Origin of the sequence: Spiroplasma monobiae MQ-1 (assembly GCF_002865545.1) — a bacterium.
GTDB lineage: Bacteria > Bacillota_I > Bacilli_A > Mycoplasmatales > Mycoplasmataceae > Spiroplasma_A > Spiroplasma_A monobiae.
In genome coordinates, this window is record NZ_CP025543.1 from 177,423 (window position 1) to 198,728 (window position 21,306).

Below are 21,306 nucleotides of genomic sequence, written 5' to 3' on the forward strand. Positions count from 1 at the left end.
AAAAAAATGAAAAAATGATATTCAAGAAAAATTATGTTTAAATTGGCTTTTTTTGTACCTGTTATTTCAGTGGCAATTCTGGCCCCATTAAATGTTGTTTCTTGCGGTAATCAAGTAACAATAAGCAAAAACGATAGATATGATAGACCTATAAATTGATATAGTCCTTATAATACTGTTAATGGAAGTTCGAATGCATTTGCAAATGATAATTGCTCTATCTTGTGAGATGAAGAACAACAATTATTTTATAGTTGAATGCTTTTTAGAGATAATAAGGGATTTCCTTCTGGGTGAGTTGAAATGACATCTCCAGATCTAAATAATTGAACACAAGGTAAATACAGAATAAAACAAGGAAGAGAATTCGATACTTTAAATGGAAAAGGTAAAACCTCAGCTTTGGGCGGGTCTGTTTGAGTTGATACAAAAGGCGATTTTTTTGAAAAAGGAGATGTTGTTTTTGTATTATCAATGCAACCTTCAAAAATACTTATAAAAAATGATTCTGATTACATTGGTTCTAAAGCGACTTTATCATCAAACTATACAACAAGTGAAAGTGGTATTGCATATTTTGTATCTCACGGTCTTGGTCAAGAATTTTATACATCTGGAGTTTTATCTAAGGATTGTTTAAATAATGACGGATCAATGAACTGAAGAGATACTGCTCTTTTTGAAACTGATGATGGACTTTATTTTGCAATTTCGGCAAATAATAGATTAGAGTTTTGAAAAATAAATCATTTTGATAATAAAAAGGCAAAAAATGAACCAAAAATTACAAAAGTAAGCGAAATGTTTGTTAGAAATATTGGTGTTGAAGTTCCAAATGTTGTGAGAATGGGAGAAAATCTTTGGTATATATCTGCTTCTGTTCAAGATAACCCATTTGGAGGACCGTTCCAGTCTGGTTGATGATCTTTATGTGAATGAGACAAAGAAAAAGGTTTTGTACATGTTAAGAAAAGTGAAAATGGAGATTATGTTAGAATTCCAGAAGAAGATTTACAAAGCGTAGCTGCTGCAAAAGAAGTTCAAAAAGAACAACCCAACAACAAAGTTATTGAATGAAGCAAAAGTAGTAAATATAGCCATTTAATAAACCCTTGAACAGCAAATGAATATGGAACAGAAGGTTATGCTCAAAGAGTTGTTAACCCTTATCAAACTCAAGAAACTATCCAAAATGCAAAGAATCCCAACAAAAAAAGTTATGCTAAGTTTGCAATAGCTCGTTCTATGACTTCTAACTGAGCATATGATACAGATATTTGATCTTGAAAAGGTGGTTCTTATGGTAGTGAAAAAATAGAGTTTAATGAAAAAGGCGAATTAGAGTTTTCACCATATGATAAGATAGCTGGATTTTCAGATAATGGAACAGCGGTTTACCATTTAAAAGGCAGTGACCTTAATGACGGTTATAACTTAAAATTTAATGGTCAAAATTTTACTTTTAAATTAAGTGATAATGTAATTTCTTGAAAAAATGAAATTAAAACAGGACTCAAAAAATGAACAGAAAAGGGTGGTCCTGCGAATGAAGATGATGAAATTATTATTGTTTGAAATAAGTGCACACTAACTTTCTACAACAAGACAAAAAACTGAAATGCCCACTTTATGTTACCTCAAGGAACAACTCATGAAGCTAAAGAAGGTGCAAAATCAATAGTCTAAAAATCTCTAAAGGGGATTTTTTATTTTATAAATTAGCAATATTATAATATGGTGTAAAATCATAAAGTAAAACACTAAAGGAGTATATAAATAATGAGAAAACAAATTATTGTAGGGAACTGAAAAATGTTCAAAACAAATTCAGAAGCTATTGAATTCATTAAATCAGTAGATTCAAAAGTAAAAGCAGACGAAAACATTATCGCTGGTATTGCTGTACCTTCAATTATGTTAAGTGACGTACAAAAAGTAGCTAAAAACATAGTTATTTCAGCACAAAACTGTTATTTTGAAAAAGAAGGAGCATTTACTGGTGAAATATCAGTTCCAATGTTACAAGATTTAAACGTTAAATATGCTGTAATTGGTCACTCAGAAAGAAGAGATATTTTCGGAGAAACTGATGAAATGATTAATAATAAGGCAAAAGCTTTATTGTCATCAAACATCACACCAATTTTATGTTGTGGAGAAAGCTTAGAAACATACGAAGCTGGAAAAACAATCGAATGAGTTAAAGCTCAAATCACTAAAGACTTTGCAGGAATTTCTGCAGAAGATGCAAAAAAAGTTGTAATAGCATACGAACCAATCTGAGCAATCGGTACTGGAAAAGTTGCAACACCTGAAATTGCACAAAATGTATGTAAAGAAATTAGAGATATTATAAAAGATATCTATAATGAAGAAGTAGCTAATGAAGTATTAATTCAATATGGTGGAAGTGTTAAACCAGAAAATATTAAAGATATTTTAGATCAAGCAGATATTGATGGTGCACTAGTTGGTGGAGCTTCATTAATTGAAGATTCATACCTAGGATTAGTAAACTACAAAGGTTAATTTTTTAATAAATGAAATATAAAATTTTAGCATTAGATATGGATGGAACTACTTTCAAACAATTAGACGATATAGTAATGGAGAATGTCGAACCTATCAATCAAGCTATCAATCACGGAACAAAAGTTGTATTTGTAACAGGAAGACCTGTTCACACAAAACTGAACAGACTTGAGTTATTTGATTTCTCAAATGACGGTGCAATTTTTGCTGCATTTAATGGAGCTCTTATTTATGATTTAAAAAATAAGCAAGCAATTGATGCTAATCCAATAGACAAAGAAACTGCTTTAAAAGCTTACGAACTTTTAAAGACAGATAAAGTTTTTAAAGATGTAGAACTTTGATTCTATACAGTTGATGATACACTAAGTTATATTAGTAAACCATTAACAGAAGCAAAATTCCTAGGACATGAAACAAATTTCTTTGACTATGAACCGGTGTTATTTACAAATGAAAAGAAAATGTTTGATTGTCATAAAATACTTGCAATGAACACTAATCAAGAGTTTGTGGATAAATTAAGAGAACTTGGACTAGAAGTTTCTTGAACTCAAGGATCATATTCTGGCGAAGTTACAAAAAAAGGCATTAATAAAAAATATGCCTTAGAATTTTTATCAAAAAAATTCTCAATTGATAAAGAAGAAATTTTAGCTATGGGTGATGGTGCAAATGATGCTCCTATGTTTGAATACGCAGGATTGTCAATAGCTCCGGCAAATGCTCATGATGAAATTAAAGCACAAGCAAAAGAAGTTTCTGAATATACAAATTTGGAAGGTGCTGTTGCTAAAGCAATTAATAAATATATATTAGGAGAATAAATATGAAAACTAAAAAACCAGTAGTATTAGCTATATTAGATGGTTGAGGATTAGCAGAACCAGGAAAAGGTAATGCAGTTCTTGAAGCAAATATGGAATTTGTGGAAAGTCTTAAAAAAGAATATCCTTGAGCTCCTTCACACGCAAGTGGAGAATGAGTTGGATTACCTGAAGGACAAATGGGAAACTCAGAAGTCGGTCACATCCACTTAGGGGCAGGAAGAATTAAATATGAATCATTATCATTAATCAACAAAGCAATTTCTGATAATAAATTTGATTCAAATGAAGAAATTCAAAAAGCAATTAAAAATTCATTAGATAAAAATAGTGCATTCCACATTATGGGATTATTCTCAGATGGTGGTGTTCACTCTCATATGAAACATATGTTTGCAACATACGAAGCAGCAGCTAAAGCTGGTGTTAAAGAAATTTACTTACATTTATTTACAGATGGAAGAGATACAAAACCAACTGTTGCATTAAATTATTTAAAAGAATTAAATGAACTATTTGCTAAATACGGTGTTGGTCAAGTAGGATCAATTTCAGGAAGATTCTTTTCAATGGATAGAGACAAAAGAATGGAAAGAGTTGCTGATGGATATAAATCAATGGTTGATAGAAACTGTGAAAATTCATTTACAGATCCAGCAACTTACATACAAGCTCAATACGACTTAGGAAAAGATGATGAAGGTATATTACCTGCATACAATTCAAGTTGTGAAAATGGTTACATTAAGGAAAATGATACAGTAGTATTTGCAAACTTTAGACCAGATAGAGCAATCCAAATGGCAAGCACATTTACAAACAATGATTATGCTGCTTGAAGTGATTCGTCATTTGATGGATTAACATTCTTAGGGGATAAAATTTACTTCCTATGTATGATGGAATACTCAGATTCAGTTAAATCAAAAAACATTGCTTTTAAAGCTATTGAGGTTGTAAATGGTTTGGGTGAATGATTGAGCAAAAAAGGTTACAAACAATTGAGAATTGCTGAAACTGAAAAAATTGCTCACGTTACTTTCTTCTTTGATGGAGGAAAAGACTACTTCAAAAATGGTCTAGCAACTCCTGAAGAAATTAAACTTGATGGAGCAGCAATTGATTTAATTGCTTCGCCAAAAGTTGCAACTTATGACTTAAAACCAGAAATGTCAGCTGTAGAAATTACAGATAAACTAGTTGAAAGAATAAATTCAGAAGAATTTGATTTAATAGTTTTAAACTATGCTAACTGTGACATGGTTGGACACACTGGTGTATTAGATGCTGCAATTCAAGGTGTAAAAACTTTAGATGCACAACTAAAAAGAGTTTATGAAGCTTGTGAAGAACATGGAGCCACAATGATTATTACAGCAGACCACGGTAATGCTGAAGTTATGATTGATGCAGAAGGTGGGCCAAACAAGAAACATACAAGTCAACCAGTACCAATTATTATTACTGATAAATCAATTAAAATAAGATCAAAAGATGCTGCAATCGCTGATGTGGCACCAACAATTTGTGAAATTTTAGGAGTAGAAATTCCAGAAGAAATGACACAACCTTCATTAATTGAAAAATAAAATAAAAATACCTTCTAAATATTAGAAGGTATTTTTTTTCTATTATATTTATTTTCTAAAATAATAGGAATTGCCATTAGTAGTGATATTGCATAAATTTGTAAAATGAATAGTCCAGAGAAAATTGAAGAAAGAAATTCCATTGTTGGATTTTCATATTTACCTCTAATCTTTAAAATTGTATAAATTATTGTCATGATGTTTGAGATCAACACAATTAAATATAATAAAGGATATACAAAATAATATAAAACTGGAATTTTCTCTTTAAAGTCATAGTTATCAAAAATAGTTAATTTTCAAATAGCTAAAGATATTAAAAGAAAACTTATAATAATTTTCATTATAGAAAACACAATTTCACACTTAGATAATTTAAATTGAATTTTCTTAATTTCTTTTTTATTCTCTTTAATAAATAAATTATTTACTCAAATCATCAAATACTGACAAGCTGTAATCAATAATAAACAACCAATAGAACCAAGTATCAATAACTCTAACCCATTTTTTTCCACCAAAGGATTAAAGAAAAAGTATGGTGTTGAAAGTTCACCTATTCCAAGATTTCTAACTCATTGATAGTCGTTATCTATAAGCCATTGTAATTCTTTTTCAGGAATATTTTCTAGGTAATGATCTGCTCCAATGCTTTTCATTATTAAAAATCTTATCATTACAAAAAATAAATAAAATAATGGATATATTCAACCTATCAGTAAATCTCTTTTATATCAATTTTTTATATCAATCTTTTCTTTTTTAACAGCAATTATATAATAACTAATTGCGATAATGTAAGTTACAAGGTGCGTGGTGACTGTGATAAATCATTTCATAAAACTATCATAAACATTCGCATAAGAAACTAATGGATTAGTTTCTATATCTTGATTTGATAATGTAGCTGATAGTGCCGATCAAAATAAAGTCATTGTAAGAGTAAAATAAGCTAAAAAATTAATTCAAGCTACTTTACCTGGCTTTCAAATTCCTCACTTACCATCCAATGCCACAAATAGAAAAAATATAATAAACATTCAATTAGTTTGGGTTGTTCAAAAAGACATATCTGCAAATATTTTATCCACAGCACCAAAAACATGGTATCTTGGTGCTGGATTCAATTGAGCCATAGTTGCAGATAGAGCTAAAAAACCCAAAAAATAAATAAAAAATAAATATCAAACTATTATTTTCAACTTTTTATTCATATTGACCCCTTAATTTAAATTTATTTTATTATCAATTAAATAAAGAAAAAAAGCAATTAATATGATTACCAACCGTTATTAACTACTTTTCTATCTTTTATTATTTTTTCAATATTAACAACTGCTTGCATTGATTCATAAACACTTGAAACTAAGTTTCTAATTTTTGTATCATAAACACAACAATCTCCAGCTGCAAATATACCTTTTACAGAAGTTTCCATTTTGCTATCCACTTCAAATCTATTTAATTTGTTTATTTTCAAATCTAAGTTTTCAAATTTTTCTTTTTCTATTGTTGATCCGAACTGAACAATTACTGAGTCAAATTCTAACTCCAATTCCTCATTTGATTCCACGCCCACAATTTTTAATTTTTTGGCTAATTCTCCATCTTCTTGAGTTATTTCAACAAAGTTATAACAAGTTAAAAAATTAGCATTATTATTTTTTGCTTCTTCTATGCTTGCTGGTTTTGCTCTAAACTCTTCTCTTCTATGAATTATAGAAACAGATTTTGCAATTCCATTTAATTCATTTGCTCAATCAAGTGATGAATCCCCGCCACCAAATATCAATACATTTTGGTCTTTAAATGCTTTTATGTTTGTTACTGAATAAAATATATTTTCATATAATTTATCAACTAATTGAATCGGTTTAAAAATACCCATTCCGTCTGTAAACAATATTCTTTTGTATTGTTGTATTTTTTTATTTGAAAATTTAACTTCAAATCAATTTATATCATTTTCATTTTCTGGCTTTATTATTTTTATACCGGTCACATAAGTATTATATGAAACTAAAATATCATCAGTTTCTTTTTTGATAGATTCATACATCATATCCATTGCTTCTTGTCCTTGTATTTTGGAAATTGCAGGAAAATTATATATATATTTTTCTGGATAATAAGTTGTAACTTGACCACCATATGTTTCTCTAGATTCAACAACATCACCATTTAATTTTAAATCTGCTGCCATTTTTCAAGCATATAAACCAGCTGCCCCACATCCAATAATCAAAATATCTTTAACCATAATTGCCTCCAAAATAATGCAAAATCATTATATCATATATACATAAGTGAAAAGGGGTAATGCCAGATGAGATTTGAAATTTCTAATATAGAAGAATTAGATATAATAAGTGAGCATTTAATAAACTATTTAAAAGGTAATGTTTGTTTAATTCTTGATGGACAAATGGGTGCTGGGAAAACTACTTTTACAAAGAACTTATTGAAAAAAGTTGGTGTTAAAGAAATTGTCACTTCTCCAACTTTTAACATTATGAATCAATACAAATTACACGACCTAAATATTAATCACATTGATGCCTATAGATTAACAAACGAAGAAGATGAACAAATGTATTTAGAACAAATGATAGATTCATTTAATATTGTTGAATGAAGTAAAAACTTGGCCATAAAATATGAAAATTACTTTAAAGTTATAAAATTAAAAATTGAAGTAATTGATGAAAATATAAGAGTTTTTAATTTAGAAGGAGTTAACTAAAATGAATTTATTTTTAGACACAAGCAATAATAAGTTAATATTGATTTTAGAAAATAACAATGAAATAGTGGACAGTCTATTTTTAGACAACCAACTAAGAATAAGTGATATAGCTCTAGATGAATTACAAAAGTTTTTAAGCAAAAACAATATAACTATCCATGAAGTAGAAAATCTTTATGCAACAAAAGGACCTGGTAGCTATACAGGGGTCAGGGTTGCAATAACAATAATAAAAACATTGAAAACTATAAATAATAGTTTTAAAGTTTATTTGATTTCTTCATTGGCATTCCAATCTTCAAATAAAAAAGCAATAAGTATACTCGATGCAAAAGGTGGAAAAATTTATTTAGGAATATATAAAAAAGGACAAAATATAATTGAAGATCAATTGATACCTTCGGAATATTTGGTGGATTTTCAAAATCAATTTTTTGATCACGAACTGATTAAGGATTATAGTGAAGTTGATTTTGAAAATGCATATTTAAATAATAAGAATAATTTTAAAGAAGTTACAAAAATTGAAGACATCAAACCATTGTATATAAAGCATTTTATTTAAGAAAGAGGTTTATGAATGAAAAATAATCTACAAGCAGGTAATCTGCCAACGTGAGCTTTAATATTATTAATAATATTATTCATATTAGGTTTGCTAGCTTCAATTTGGGGTATTGCTTCTGCTTTTGGTTTGAACAAAAATAAAATCAATTCAGATGATAAAGTCTTTAAAGGTAAAGAAATAATAAATTTTAAATCCGGATTTAAAAACAATCATGGAATATTTGCTCTTACGTTTTTGAATTATGATAAAAATGATTTTTTTATTCCAATCTTTATCTTTGAAACAAAGGACTTTTTAATGACTAGAGATGCTATTTTAAAAGAAATAGAAATGGAAGAAAAACAAATTATATTTGACTATATGAAAAACAAGGGATTGTCTTTAAAAGATGTTGCGTTTGTACAATTGGAAGATGAATTAAATGGGAGATTAGAATTTTGAATAAAAGAAACAAACTCTGATAGCAAGGGTTTTAATAGATAAAGTCAAAGTAAGGCTTTTTTTTGGAAAATTCTCCACAAATTTGACAAAAAAAAAAAAAAAAGGACTATAATAAAGGTGTGGAGGACGTTATATGGAACAAAATCAAATAATTGGATTGTCATTAATTTTAATAGGGTTATTGATAATGACTGTCTTTACTTGATTAATTTTTCGTTTAAAGAATGGATCAAAAAAAGAAATAAATTTTAAAGCAAACAATCAAGAAAGCCAAAGTATATGACAATTTACTAAAAAGAATTTTCCTGTATTTTTGGCGTTGTTTGGTTTGATAATGTCTGTAACTGGATTGATGATGATGTTCTAGTGTCTTCACAACTAGAAAGAGAGAATAGAGTTTATGAAAAATATTTCTTCAAAAACTGGAGAAAAGAAAGAAAATCAATTTATAAGCTATATGAAGAGGATGGGTCATGGAATAATGCCCACCCTTTCAAAACTAAGTAAAGCATTCTTATTACCTATTGCTTTGCTTCCTATTGCTGGTGTATTCTTGGGTGTTGGTTCAGCTATTGCTACCAACTCTGCAGATGCAAGTTTTGGGTTTTACTTTGGTAGTGTTTTAAACAAAATGGGTGATGTCTGTTTTGGTAACTTACCTGTATTATTTTGTATATCTGTTGCATTAGCGTATACAAAAGATTCTGGAATTGCAGCATTAACTGCTGTTGTTGGATTCTTGGTTATGAATGGTATGCAAGCTGCTTTATTACATACAACAAGCGTTGATCAAAGTACTGTTTGAGTACAATATTTGGGTCAAAACGATGAATTAAAATGAGCACAACTTTATACACAAAAAGGAGATAACTGAGTTATTGATTGGAATTCGCTTGGATTTAATTTACAAGATATAACACAATATGTTAGTGCTTCTAGTGAACAAGCGATATTGAGTGGAGATTTTATTTCTATTAATTCAAATTTAGAATTAATAGATGCTGCTGGTAGTGTTAAATATTCATTATTATGAATTAATAATATTCCTAATGGATTAATTACTTCAAATATTGGTGTTAACTCACTAAACACAGGGGTTTTTGCTGCTATATTTGTCGGAGCAATTGCAGCCAAATGTTACAATAAGTTTCATGACACACAGTTGCCTTCAGCAATTAGTTTCTTTTCAGGAACAAAACTTGTTCCAATTGTAACTTTTGTTGCGGTTATACCTTTATCATTTATATTTATGTTTTTGTGACCGTACATTGGTATTGGTCTTGCTGCATTCGGTAGGGTATCAGGTGAACTACCTGGAGGTTTAGATTCATTTATTTATGAAATTGCAGAACGTTCATTGGTTCCTTTTGGGTTGCATCACGTTTTCTATGCACCATTATGATGAACTAATGCTGGAGGATCAATAGCAGAGGCTTTCACTGGAGCAAATGATGCACAAAAAGAAGCTTTTGTTGCGGTTTGAATGTCTAATCACCAAGATATGTTTGGTGTTGTTGGTGTTAGTGAATCGGTTCATTGAACAGTTAACTTTGCTGCAATTCAGACATATATAAGTACTCAAAGAGTTGATTTATGACAATCAATGGGAGATCAAACAATGGCTTATTCAGTTATTGCGAACTCAAACATACTTAACTTTACAGACTTAGAAAAATTAGGTCTAAATATAGGAAGATTCCAATCTGGTAAATTTGGATTCATGTTAATAGGATTGCCTATGGCAGGACTTGCAATGTGATTGAATGTACCTAAAGAAAATAGAAAATCAGTTATGGGTATTTACTTCTCAGCTGCATTTACTTGTTTCTTGACAGGTATCACAGAACCAATTGAATATACATTCTTATTCTTAGCTCCATGATTATTCTATGGAGTACACATGCCTTTAGCATCAATTTCATTCTTATTGGCTGGTTTATTTAAAACTCACGTTTCAATGACAGTATCAGGAGGATTTATTGATTACATAGTATTTGGTATAATACCATTCTTTGGTTCAAATGCTATGAGTGCTAAATCATGTTTTGCAATTCTTGGAGTTGCAGTATTAATGGGTCCAGCCTACTTCTTCTCATTCTACTTCGCAGTAAAATATGGAAAAGTAATGGTGCCAGGACGTGATGGTTCATCTGATGTTCAATTAGCTACAAAAGCTGATTATAAAGAATCAAAAGGTCAAAACCTTGATGGATCAAAAAAAGAAACTTCTAGCAATTCCAATGAAGAAGCTAGAGTTGAAAAAGCTAGAAAAATTATTGAATTCCTTGGTGGAGAAGAAAACATCGAAGATGTTGATGCTTGTGCAAGTCGTTTACGTGTAACTGTAAAAGATGGAACAAAAGTTGATAAAGATGGAATAATCTCTTTAGGTGGAGCTGCGGGAGCCCTAATCAGAGGAAATAACGTTCAAGTTGTTTATGGTGGAGAACAAGAAGCTATAAAACCTAGAATTATAAAAATTCTTGGAGAACAACGAAAAGCAAAAAAAGCTAAATAATTTAAATTAAAAAAATGCTCTTAGGAGTGTTTTTTTATTCTTTTTCATTAAATGTATTGTTATTTAAAGCATTTTTTTTGCTATAATGAATTATGTGTATGGATTGATACTCAAGTTGGTGAAGAGGGCACCCTGCTAAGGTGTTAGGCCGGGCAACTGGCGCGAGAGTTCGAGTCTCTCTCAATCCGCCATTTAAGAAATGAAACCAAGATTGCAAAATCTTGGTTTTTTATTTGAATATGTAAATAATACCTATAAAATAATTAATGTAAGAGTATCTAAGAGGTGATATTAATGAACAAAAATGATATAACAAATGATTTAAGTGAAAATAAACCAAAAAAAGGATTTTTAAAGAAAATTTTTGCTGGTAAAGAAGGGCAAAAAAAAGTATTAAACATTGTAAAAACAAAGAAAATAAATAATCTTTATTTCTATACAGATGTAAGTAATGTTTTGCTTATTTTAGAACATGGAATAAGACTTATTAAGGATCAGAAACTTAGAAAAGATGAAGAATATGTTGTTTGAACGTATTTAGAAAACGAAAATTCAGTAGGGCTAGAGTTTGACAGCTCAACAAGAGCTCATTTTTGAAAATGAGCTAGTGAATCAAAAGTGGATATTGAAAAAATAACAGTAGTTGGTATTGACCCATCGGCATTAGCTAAATTAACAAAAAATGATTGAGCTATTGATGAAGTTAAAAACATAGTTTATATTTATGAAACTGTTCCTTTAGAAGCTATTGATTTTATAATGATTAAAGACAAAGCTAATTTAAAAAGAATTCAAACATATGTTGAGGCAAACGACATAGACATAGATGTATTTTATGGTGAAACAGGAAACGTTGATACTAAAAAGGAGAGAAAATAACAATGGCTAATAAAATGGAAAAAATAACATCAAGAGATGTTGATTTTAGTCAGTGATATACAGATGTTGTAAAAAATGCAGGGTTAATGGATTATGGACCAGTTAAAGGCACAATGATATTCAAACCTCATGGTTTTGCTATATGAGAACAAATTCAAAAATTTTTAGATCAAGAATTTAAAAAATTAGATGTTCAAAACGTTTATTTCCCTTTATTGATACCTGAAAAATTATTTTTAGCAGAAAAAGAACATGTTGAAGGATTTGCTCCAGAATTAGCAACTGTTACAAAGGTTGGTAATAAAGAACTTGGAGAAAACTTATTTATTAGACCAACAAGTGAAGTTATAATTGCTGATTTCTTGTCAAGAGAAATTAAATCTTATAGAGATTTACCAATTAAGTACAATCAATGAGCAAATGTTATGAGATGAGAAAAAACTACAAGGCCTTTTTTAAGAAGTAGTGAATTTTTATGACAAGAAGGTCATACTTTTCATGCCTCAAAACAAGAAGCTAAAGATATGACTTTGCAAATATTAGAAGTTTATAGTAGAGTAGCTAATGAAATTTTACTTTTACCAGTTATTACAGGAAGAAAAACTGAAAAAGAAAAGTTTGCAGGAGCAAAAGAAACCTATACTATTGAATCATTGATGTATGACGGTCAATCTCTTCAATCAGGAACAAGTCATTATTTTGGAGATAATTTTGCAAAAGCGTTTAATATCAAATTTCAAAACAAAGAACAAAAAGAAGAAAATGCCTATTCTTCGAGTTGGGGAGTTTCAACAAGATTGATTGGAGCTATAATAATGACTCATTCAGATGATTTTGGGTTGGTATTGCCAAGTAAAGTGGCTCCTGTTCAAATTTCTATAATTGCAATTAATGATTCAGAAGAAGTTATGAGTATTTCAAATGATCTTAAATCTAAATTATCTTCAAACTACAGAGTTGAATTAGATAAAACTGATAAATCATTTGGATTTAAAATATCTGAAGCAGAAATTAAAGGAGTTCCAATTAGAATTGAAATTGGACCAAGGGATTTAAAAGAAGGTGTAGTTACAATTTCTAGAAGAGATTTAAGAAATAAAGTTCAAGTTAAATTGGAAGAAATTGAAAATTATATCTCAAAAGAAATTATAGAGCATGATAAAAACTTATATAATAAAGCTCTTGAAAATAGAAATAGTAAAACTTTTAAAGCAAACACTTTAGAAGAATACAAAACAATTATTGAAAAAAATCCAGGATTTGTACTAGTTCCATTTTGTGGAGAAATTGAATGTGAAAATGAAGTTAAACAAAAAACATCTACTAACTCAAGATGTATTCCGGAAGGAATCGAACAAGTTAAATCAAAATGTTTTAACTGTAATAAAGATTCTCAATTAATGGTTTACTTTGCTAGGGCTTATTAATAAAAAAAGATGCTAATTAAGCATCTTTTTTTATCAATCTTTACCTACAATTAAATCTACAACTCTACTAAATTCATAGTTTTTTGATTCTGGTATTTTTCTCATTTTATAAGTAGCTATTAACTCATCAAATAAAGAAACAAAAGTTGCATCATCTATTCTATCAAAACTTGGTTTGATTTTGAAATAAACTCTTGAAAATGTGAAGATGGGATAGCGAACCATATAGTCCATCATTGCTCTTTTAACTTCTCTGTGTGAACTTTCTTCTTCTTGAAGCATTTCTCTTTTTATTTCAACAAATAAATCATTTGCTGCTTGGAAAGTTTTAATGTTTGCATCAAGTTGATATATTAATAGATCCAAAAAGAATTTTATTCATTTTTGATAATCATTACTATTGTCTAACTTAGCGAGTTCTTGATAGTATAAAAATTGCTCATGAAGAATTGCTTTAGAAATATAAAAATATGGTTTTGTTGTTAAGTTGTGTCTGTTTAAAACAATATTAAATAAAATTCTTCCTGTTCTTCCATTTCCATCTGTGAATGGATGAATTTTTTCAAAGTAAGCATGAGTAATTGCTGCTTTTACAATTGATTCTAATAAATTGGAACAACCTTCAAACAAAGTTGAATCATTGACCCAATCAATAAATTCTGTCATATATTCATCAACTAGTCCTGGGTGTGGTGGCATGTGGTTTGCGATTTGTACTTGTTTAACTCTTCAAACCCCAGGATTTGCATTTATAGCATCAATTGACATCATATTTACAAATAAGTTTTTATGTATATTTAATACCAACTCTTTTGTAAATATTTTAGTTTTCATTAAATCTTCATTTGCAAATTTTAAAGCGTTAACATAATTTGAAATTTTCTTACTAATAGGGCTGTTTGCTGCAAGCAATTCAATATCATTTGTATCTATTCCCTCAATCATATTTGAGTGACGTGCTTCGTATTTTAAAAGTTGCATACTTAAAAACTGTGTATCAAAAGGAGAACTATTCAAATACTGATTATATAACTTGAATTTCTCTAAAATGATATTGGCTTGCTCATTAAAAGCTTTTGGATCAAATTTAATTTCAGAAATTCTATAAAGTTGTTTAGACATATAATTAATCCCCTTTAAAAAGTGCTTATTTACTATATTATATCACATTTAGCAAATTCCTAAAAAACCAAATAAGCCTTATTTTATAAGCTTTTAAAAAAACTCTAAATTTGTAATTAATTTGCTTTTAGAGATATAATAAAAATGTATACGGATTCACAAAAAATAAATGTGAAATTGACGTGGTATTTATTAATTAAAAATGGACAGCTGAAGGGAGGTTTTTGAATGAAATCAAAAACTGGAGATTTAGTTCTTGTTCATGCATATAAACATAGTGGAAAACTATATAGATCATGAGAAAAAGTAAGTGTTTTTGAAGAAACAGAAGATTACTTAATTTTGATTAACGAGGAAGTATTGATTACTGAAGTTAATGGAAGAAAATGAAAAACAAATGAACCAGCCATATGGTTTTTTTACAAACAAGGCTGATACAACATAATATGTATGTTTAAAGAGCGAGGTATCAACTACTATTGCAACTTGGCTTCACCGTATATTTTTGAAGAAGGAACAGTAAAGTACATAGACTACGATTTGGATTTTAAAGTATTTAATGATTACAGTTATAAAATTTTAGACCTAAAAGAATTTAATAGAAATAGAATGGCTTGAAATTACTCTGTAGAAATTGTAGATAAAGTATGAGAATGTGTTGATGAAATAAAGAAAATGATTAAGGAACGTGCAAAACCCTTTAATCATGAATACACAAGTGATATATGAGAACAATATCAAAATTTAAAAAATAAAAACTAGCATAAGCTAGTTTTTATTTACTAATAACAAAGGAATATTGGTTATAATATTTAAAGGAATTATGGAGACGATTTTATATGGATAAATCAAAAATTAGGAACTTTAGTATAATCGCCCATATTGATCATGGTAAATCTACATTAGCTGATAGAATTCTTGAATTAACAGGAAGTGTTGAAAAAAGAGACATGCAAGCTCAACTTTTAGATTCAATGGATATTGAAAGAGAACGTGGAATTACAATTAAATTAAACTCAGTTCAATTAAAATATAAAGCAAAAGATGGAGAAGAATATATTTTCCACTTAATAGACACTCCTGGTCACGTTGACTTTACATATGAAGTATCAAGAAGTTTAGCAGCTTGTGAAGGAGCTCTTTTGGTTGTTGATGCAAGCCAAGGAATTGAAGCTCAAACATTAGCTAATGTTTACTTGGCTTTGGACAATGATTTGGAAATAGTGCCGGTAATAAATAAAGTTGATTTACCAGCAGCCGAACCAGATAGGGTTAAAGAAGAAATAGAAAAAGTAATTGGGATAGATTGTTCAAATGCTCCAATGATTAGTGCAAAAACCGGATTAAATGTTCAAGATGTTTTAGAAGCAATTGTTAACTTCATACCAAGTCCTTTAGAAGCGGATGATTCAAAACCATTTAAAGCTCTAATTTTTGACTCTTATTATGACAAATATAGAGGAGTTATGGTTTCTGTTAGAGTAATGGATGGAACTATTAAAGTTGGTCAAACAATAAAAATGATGCAATCTGGAGCAACATACGAAGTTACCGAACTTGGTGTAAAAACACCTTTTGAAATCAAAAAAGATAGTTTAGAAGCCGGTGAAGTAGGTTGGATTGCAGCTTCAATCAAAACTGTAAGAGACGTACAAGTCGGAGATACAATCACAACAAAAGAAAATAGCGCTAAAGAAGCTCTTCCTGGATATAAAAAATTAAACCCCATGGTTTATTGTGGTATTTATCCAGTTGATACAGCTAGATACAAAGACTTAAAAGAAGCCTTAGAAAAAATATCTTTAAGTGATGCGAGTTTAGTTTATGAACCAGAAAGTTCACAATCACTTGGGTTTGGATTTAGATGTGGATTTTTAGGATTATTACACATGGATGTTATTCAAGAAAGACTTGAAAGAGAGTACGACTTAACTTTAATTGCAACTGCACCATCAGTTGTTTATAAAGTTACTCAAACAAATGATGAAATTATTGAAATTGATAATCCAGCATTTCTACCAGATCCTCAAAAAATCAAATCAATTGAAGAACCTTTTGTAAAAGTTACAATAATGACTCCAGATCAATATCTAGGAGACTTAATGAGTTTGTGTCAAGATAAAAGGGGTAATTACATTGATATTGAATATATTGATGACACAAGAAGAACTTTAGTTTATGAAATGCCATTAAATGAAATTGTTTTTGATTTCTTTAATAAGCTAAAATCAATGTCAAAAGGTTATGCTTCTTTTGATTATGAATTAATTGGTTATAAAGTTTCAAAACTGGTTAAAATGGATATCTTATTAAATGGAGATATTGTCGATGCTTTATCAACAATAGTTCATAAAGATTTTGCTCAAGGTAGAGGTAAAGTGTTAACTGAAAAATTAAAAGAAATAATACCTAGACAAAACTTTGAAGTTCCAATTCAAGCTGCAATTGGAGGAAAAATCATAGCAAGAGAAACAATTAAAGCTATGAGAAAAAACGTTCTTGCAAAATGTTATGGTGGAGATATTTCGCGTAAGAAAAAGCTTTTAGAAAAACAAAAAGAAGGAAAGAAAAGAATGAAAGCTATTGGTTCTGTTGAAGTTCCACAAGAAGCATTCATTGCTGTTCTTAAATTGGATGATTAATATGGAATATTTAGTAGATTTTTCAAATGATAACACCGTATTCGAACAGGCTTGTATAATCAGAAAAAAAGTGTTCTGCGATGAACAAGGTTATCCTGTAGAAGAAGAAATGGATGAACATGATTCACATAGTTTTCATTTCTTGGGTTTTTATAACAATGAACCAGTTGCTTGTGCAAGAATATTAAAAAAAGATCAACATTGACACCTTGGAAGGATTGCTGTTTTAAAAGAATTTAGAGGAAAAGGTCTGGGAAGTGAACTTGTAAAATATTTAGTAGATTACGCTACAAACGAGTTAAAAGCAGAAGAATTACATCTTTCTGCCCAAGAAACTGCAGTTAAAATTTATGAAAATGTAGGATTTAAAGTAACATCTGAACCTTATTTAGATGGTACAATTTATCACTATGATATGGTTAGATAAAAATATTTAACCTTTTTTTTGTATAAATTTGTCTCAGAAAATTATATAATCTATTTAAAGGTGGGCTTTTGGGATGAGAAGAGTAAGAGTTTGAAGATTCATAATAATGTCAATCATTTCGGTATGTTTAATTTTTGTTATACCTTGATTGAAAGTTGATGGAACACAAGTTACTTTTACAAGTGAAGCTTTCAATATAATTACATTGCTGACTCTTGCTAGTGGAATAATTTACTTAGGTGCAGGTTTTTTAGCAAATGGTTTAAAAAATAGACCAGGTAAAGTATTTGGTGTAGTAAATGCAATTATAGGTTTTGGAATAATAATCCTTCTATCGATTCAAACTTTTATTGATATGAATGGAATAGGTATAAAAATGATTTACTTTATGCCTTTGTTTTCTTTACTTACAGTAGATTTAGTTTTAGCTATTATTCATATCTCAATCAAACCAGGAGTACAACAAAATCAAAATATTCAACAATCACAAGCGGTTGAGGGACAACAATTTTCTAATAACGCAAACGATTCGATGACTATGAATATAAACACACCTCAAACTCAAGATGTATCAGAATTGAAAAATAAAATTCTGAACATGAAAAGTGGATTAAGCAAATCTTATGAAGAGGCAATTGATGAAATTGAAAGAACAGGTGCTTTGAGTGGTCTTGATATGTCTGATTTATTAAAAGATGATAGTTATAATGATAATAATAAAATCATCCCTTATTCAGTAGAAGATCAACAATATCAACAACCAAGACAACCAGAACAACAATATCAACCAGAACAACAATATCAACAACCAAGACAAAACGAACCTTATGAACCAACACACTATACACCAAGAAGAGAGCAAAATTCTAATGTTCAAGATCCGTTAGCAAATTCTTCTAGTGATTATGAAAGTATTCATTCTTCAAGTTTATCAAGAAAAGATTATAAATATATTTCAAGAAGAAATGATATTGACGACAATAAGCATTAGAGAATTTAAACAATAGATGTTTAAATTCTTTTTTATATAAATTTAGAATGCAAGGTGAAAATATGAAAAATAAAGGTGAAAAAAAGAAGTTAAAAAAACTTAATTTTAGAAACTTTAAAACAGGTTCTGTGGCCTTTATGATAATTCTATCTATTTTTAGAATTGCTATGATTGTATTTTGGTTAATTGCCCCAATTATTTTGGCATTTACTATTGCATTTGATGATGGAATAAGAAACCTAGTTCTTTTTATATGGGATTTAATTTTAGGATCTGACGGTAATGCCACGCAAGCAACTGTTATAACTATAAATACGGTTGCTCCTATTATGTGGTTTTTAACATTATTAATAATGTTAGGAGCAACTGTAAAGCCCTTTTTCAATAGAAGAACTTATTTACAAAGATTATATTTAGGATTTAATTATATTTTCTGACCAGTTCTTTTTATTTCAATTATATATGGTATATATTATACAATTCCATTTTATGGAAAACCTGGAGGATCAATAACAGACCCAGAATCTGCTGCTTGACAAGCTCTAAGAGCTTCTTTTACTCCGTTTAGTGGTTGAATGATAGCACTACAATGTATGTACTTTGTATTAATTATATTTGGTATTTTTTCATTTTTCGAAGCGATAATGGTTAAAAAAATGAAATTAGATTACAGTGATTTTGTTGTGAGAGAAGCAAATCAAAGAAGTTTGGTTAATCAAGTAATTGAGGGAAAGATTGAATTTGGGGACTTCAATCCCGATGAGGTTGATAAGGAACTTAAAAGAATAAGAAAAGAAGAAATTGCTGAAGAAAAACGTTTAAAATTTGAAGCCATGCAAAAAGCAGAAGAAGAGAGAATTGAAAAGAAAAATGCAAAAAAACAACGAAAAAACAAAAAAGGAAACAAAAATAAAGAAGAGTCTTAGTTTTAAAGGTCAAAAAATTAACTACTTTTTAACGTTGAGAGATCAAAAATATATTAGATTAAAATTAGAAGACACAAATATTTATGTATCAGCTCCTTTTAAAGTTTATGATTGAGAAATAGAACAGTTAATTTATAAAAATATTCAAAAAATTCAAAAAATAATTGATTATAAAGAAAAAAATCAATTTTTTTCTATTGAAAAAGAAGGTTTTATAAAGATAGATGATGAAAAAATACCTGCAAAATTTTTAGAAGAATTAGATAATAAGGAAAAAATGAGTTTCAAAATTTATGAAACTCAAGAAGAGACTATTAAAAGAATGTATAAAAAGTTATCAATATTATTTTTTGACTATTTTGAATCAACCGTTGATAGATTAAAAGAAATAATGGAGTTAGATTTTAAAAATTTATCTGTAAAAGTTATGAAGGGTAAATGAGGTGTTTGTTATCCTGAAAAATCTAAAATAGTTTTAAACACAAGATTGATACACTTTCCAAAAATTGCATTAGAATATGTTGTTATTCATGAATTAAGTCATTTAGTACATAAAAATCACTCAAAAGATTTTTGAAGACATGTAGAAAGATATATGCCAAATTACAAAAACATAAGTGAAATTTTAAAAGTAAATGTTTTATAAAGTATAATAATCTTATGGAGAGATAAAATAATGGGTTGAAAACGCGAATATAAAAAAATGAAAAAAGAAAGTGAAAGAAAATCTAGTATCTTTGATTATTCTGATGGTATTTCAAGCAACATTGTTTGAAATAGATCTATGAATTCAGCAAATCATTGAGTTATAGATAATCTTTTATCTGAAATATCGCACTTCAATAAAGAAATTAAAGAAATTTTAAGTATTCAAGTTCTTCCTGATGAACTTGAGGATTACTCATGAAAAATAGACTCTATATCTACTGTTGAAAATTTCTATTCTTATCCCATGGCAAGTTATTTTAAAGAAACATATAATGGTATTTCAAATAAATTAGGAAATTATGAAGCTGCATTAATAGTTGCTAGTTTAAGTAAATTCGCATACTATACAACTGAAAAGTTTTGAAAGGTATTTAATTATACTTTTGCAAATAAAAATATTAATGAGAAACCTTTAATAAGAGTTTTTGAAGTTATGCAAAGAACTTCAATAGATTCAATTAACGGAATTATTGAAAAAGCATTGTTACTAATAGATAAGAAACAATTAGATCCTTACAAACACCATTTACTTCTTGAAGAAATAATGGACTTGGGTGATGATTTTACTTATCACTGGTCAAGGATGTTAGATCAAGTTGTGGATTTAACTGTAGAAACATTTATGTTTCAAAGTGAATACGGTCAATCAGATTCAACATCTTATTCATCTACTTATTCTGATTTTTTTGGAAACTCAGATGATGATTTTGATGATTTTTTTGAAAAAACAAAAACGTTGGTATTCAATGATGAAGTGAATGATGCCTTTAATTACTTTGGAATATCTAAAATGGCAAAGCCCGAGGAATTTAAAAAGATTTATAGAAAAATGGCAAAACAATTTCATCCAGATTTAAATCCAGATCCTTCAGCAGCTCAAGAAATGAAGAAGATCAACATATTCAAAGAAATAGTAGAACAATATTATGATAAATATGACATAGTATAGAAAAAGAGGTATCT

At 28.8% G+C, this 21,306-nt stretch carries 21 protein-coding genes and 1 tRNA gene; 19 read left to right on the top strand and 3 right to left on the bottom strand.

The features are described from left to right. The first annotated feature begins 6 nt into the window (after positions 1–6). From SMONO_RS00845 to gpmI, 4 genes are all read left to right on the top strand, one after another. Entirely contained in the window at positions 7–1,686 is a 1,680-nt protein-coding gene (locus SMONO_RS00845; protein WP_101780454.1) for a hypothetical protein, read from the top strand. 93 nt (positions 1,687–1,779) lie between these two features. Further along, on the top strand, positions 1,780–2,529 hold the full coding sequence (gene tpiA / locus SMONO_RS00850; RefSeq protein WP_101780455.1) for a triose-phosphate isomerase: 750 nt from the start codon (positions 1,780–1,782) through the stop codon (positions 2,527–2,529). A gap of 11 nt (positions 2,530–2,540) precedes the next feature. Further along, complete coding sequence (locus SMONO_RS00855; RefSeq protein WP_101780456.1) at positions 2,541–3,359, top strand: HAD family hydrolase; 819 nt, start codon at positions 2,541–2,543, stop codon at positions 3,357–3,359. A 2-nt stretch (positions 3,360–3,361) separates the two neighbouring features. Then, a complete protein-coding gene (gpmI, locus tag SMONO_RS00860; RefSeq protein WP_101780457.1) occupies positions 3,362–4,948 on the top strand; it encodes a 2,3-bisphosphoglycerate-independent phosphoglycerate mutase in 1,587 nt (528 codons plus the stop codon). A gap of 14 nt (positions 4,949–4,962) precedes the next feature. Here gpmI and SMONO_RS00865 read toward each other — a convergent pair whose 3' ends face one another. Beyond that, positions 4,963–6,162: a hypothetical protein gene (locus SMONO_RS00865; RefSeq protein ID WP_101780458.1), complete on the bottom strand. Its 1,200-nt coding sequence runs from the start codon at positions 6,160–6,162 to the stop codon at positions 4,963–4,965. Between the two features lie 65 nt (positions 6,163–6,227). Continuing rightward, positions 6,228–7,208 (bottom strand): NAD(P)/FAD-dependent oxidoreductase, encoded by a 981-nt coding sequence (locus tag SMONO_RS00870; protein WP_101780459.1) that lies wholly within the window; start codon positions 7,206–7,208, stop codon positions 6,228–6,230. Between the two features lie 66 nt (positions 7,209–7,274). Here SMONO_RS00870 and tsaE point away from each other — a divergent pair, with 66 nt between their 5' ends. The 8 genes from tsaE to proS all read left to right on the top strand — a co-directional run bounded on the left by tsaE (position 7,275) and on the right by proS (position 13,527). Next, positions 7,275–7,691, top strand: coding sequence for a tRNA (adenosine(37)-N6)-threonylcarbamoyltransferase complex ATPase subunit type 1 TsaE (tsaE, locus tag SMONO_RS00875; protein ID WP_101780460.1), 417 nt, complete (start codon positions 7,275–7,277; stop codon positions 7,689–7,691). A 1-nt stretch (position 7,692) separates the two neighbouring features. Continuing rightward, positions 7,693–8,259: a tRNA (adenosine(37)-N6)-threonylcarbamoyltransferase complex dimerization subunit type 1 TsaB gene (gene tsaB, locus SMONO_RS00880; RefSeq protein ID WP_101780461.1), complete on the top strand. Its 567-nt coding sequence runs from the start codon at positions 7,693–7,695 to the stop codon at positions 8,257–8,259. Between the two features lie 15 nt (positions 8,260–8,274). Continuing rightward, positions 8,275–8,745, top strand: a complete 471-nt coding sequence (locus SMONO_RS00885) for a hypothetical protein (protein ID WP_101780462.1) — start codon at positions 8,275–8,277, stop codon at positions 8,743–8,745. A 91-nt stretch (positions 8,746–8,836) separates the two neighbouring features. Beyond that, on the top strand, positions 8,837–9,070 hold the full coding sequence (locus SMONO_RS00890) for a hypothetical protein (protein ID WP_101780463.1): 234 nt from the start codon (positions 8,837–8,839) through the stop codon (positions 9,068–9,070). A 90-nt stretch (positions 9,071–9,160) separates the two neighbouring features. Further along, a complete protein-coding gene (locus tag SMONO_RS00895; protein ID WP_342748170.1) occupies positions 9,161–11,221 on the top strand; it encodes a PTS transporter subunit EIIC in 2,061 nt (686 codons plus the stop codon). A 100-nt stretch (positions 11,222–11,321) separates the two neighbouring features. Further along, positions 11,322–11,412, top strand: a tRNA-Ser gene (locus SMONO_RS00900). Positions 11,413–11,515: 103 nt separating this feature from the next. Further along, on the top strand, positions 11,516–12,100 hold the full coding sequence (locus tag SMONO_RS00905) for an acetyltransferase (protein ID WP_101780465.1): 585 nt from the start codon (positions 11,516–11,518) through the stop codon (positions 12,098–12,100). A gap of 2 nt (positions 12,101–12,102) precedes the next feature. Continuing rightward, positions 12,103–13,527 carry a proline--tRNA ligase gene (proS, locus tag SMONO_RS00910; protein WP_101780466.1) on the top strand — a complete coding sequence of 475 codons (1,425 nt, stop codon included), beginning with the start codon at positions 12,103–12,105 and terminating at the stop codon, positions 13,525–13,527. A gap of 30 nt (positions 13,528–13,557) precedes the next feature. Here proS and SMONO_RS00915 read toward each other — a convergent pair whose 3' ends face one another. Continuing rightward, positions 13,558–14,649 carry a Fic family protein gene (locus SMONO_RS00915; RefSeq protein ID WP_158637878.1) on the bottom strand — a complete coding sequence of 364 codons (1,092 nt, stop codon included), beginning with the start codon at positions 14,647–14,649 and terminating at the stop codon, positions 13,558–13,560. Between the two features lie 228 nt (positions 14,650–14,877). On the opposite strand from SMONO_RS00915, the gene SMONO_RS00920 reads away from it, so the two are divergent. From SMONO_RS00920 to SMONO_RS04305, 7 genes are all read left to right on the top strand, one after another. Beyond that, positions 14,878–15,411, top strand: coding sequence for a DUF402 domain-containing protein (locus SMONO_RS00920; protein WP_101780468.1), 534 nt, complete (start codon positions 14,878–14,880; stop codon positions 15,409–15,411). Positions 15,412–15,488: 77 nt separating this feature from the next. Next, the gene (gene lepA, locus SMONO_RS00925) at positions 15,489–17,291 is read left to right on the top strand and encodes a translation elongation factor 4 (protein WP_101780469.1); all 1,803 of its coding nucleotides are present in this window, start codon (positions 15,489–15,491) and stop codon (positions 17,289–17,291) included. A 1-nt stretch (position 17,292) separates the two neighbouring features. Further along, positions 17,293–17,718, top strand: a complete 426-nt coding sequence (locus SMONO_RS00930) for a GNAT family N-acetyltransferase (protein ID WP_158637879.1) — start codon at positions 17,293–17,295, stop codon at positions 17,716–17,718. A 73-nt stretch (positions 17,719–17,791) separates the two neighbouring features. Next, the gene (locus SMONO_RS00935) at positions 17,792–18,709 is read left to right on the top strand and encodes a hypothetical protein (RefSeq protein WP_101780471.1); all 918 of its coding nucleotides are present in this window, start codon (positions 17,792–17,794) and stop codon (positions 18,707–18,709) included. A gap of 62 nt (positions 18,710–18,771) precedes the next feature. Beyond that, positions 18,772–19,635, top strand: a complete 864-nt coding sequence (locus SMONO_RS00940) for a hypothetical protein (RefSeq protein ID WP_101780472.1) — start codon at positions 18,772–18,774, stop codon at positions 19,633–19,635. Beyond that, a complete protein-coding gene (locus SMONO_RS00945; RefSeq protein WP_158637880.1) occupies positions 19,580–20,281 on the top strand; it encodes a YgjP family zinc-dependent metalloprotease in 702 nt (233 codons plus the stop codon). The genes SMONO_RS00940 and SMONO_RS00945 overlap by 56 nt, the downstream gene beginning before the upstream one ends. Positions 20,282–20,311: 30 nt before the next feature. Then, a complete protein-coding gene (locus SMONO_RS04305) occupies positions 20,312–21,292 on the top strand; it encodes a DnaJ domain-containing protein (RefSeq protein WP_211277585.1) in 981 nt (326 codons plus the stop codon). Positions 21,293–21,306 lie beyond the last annotated feature (14 nt).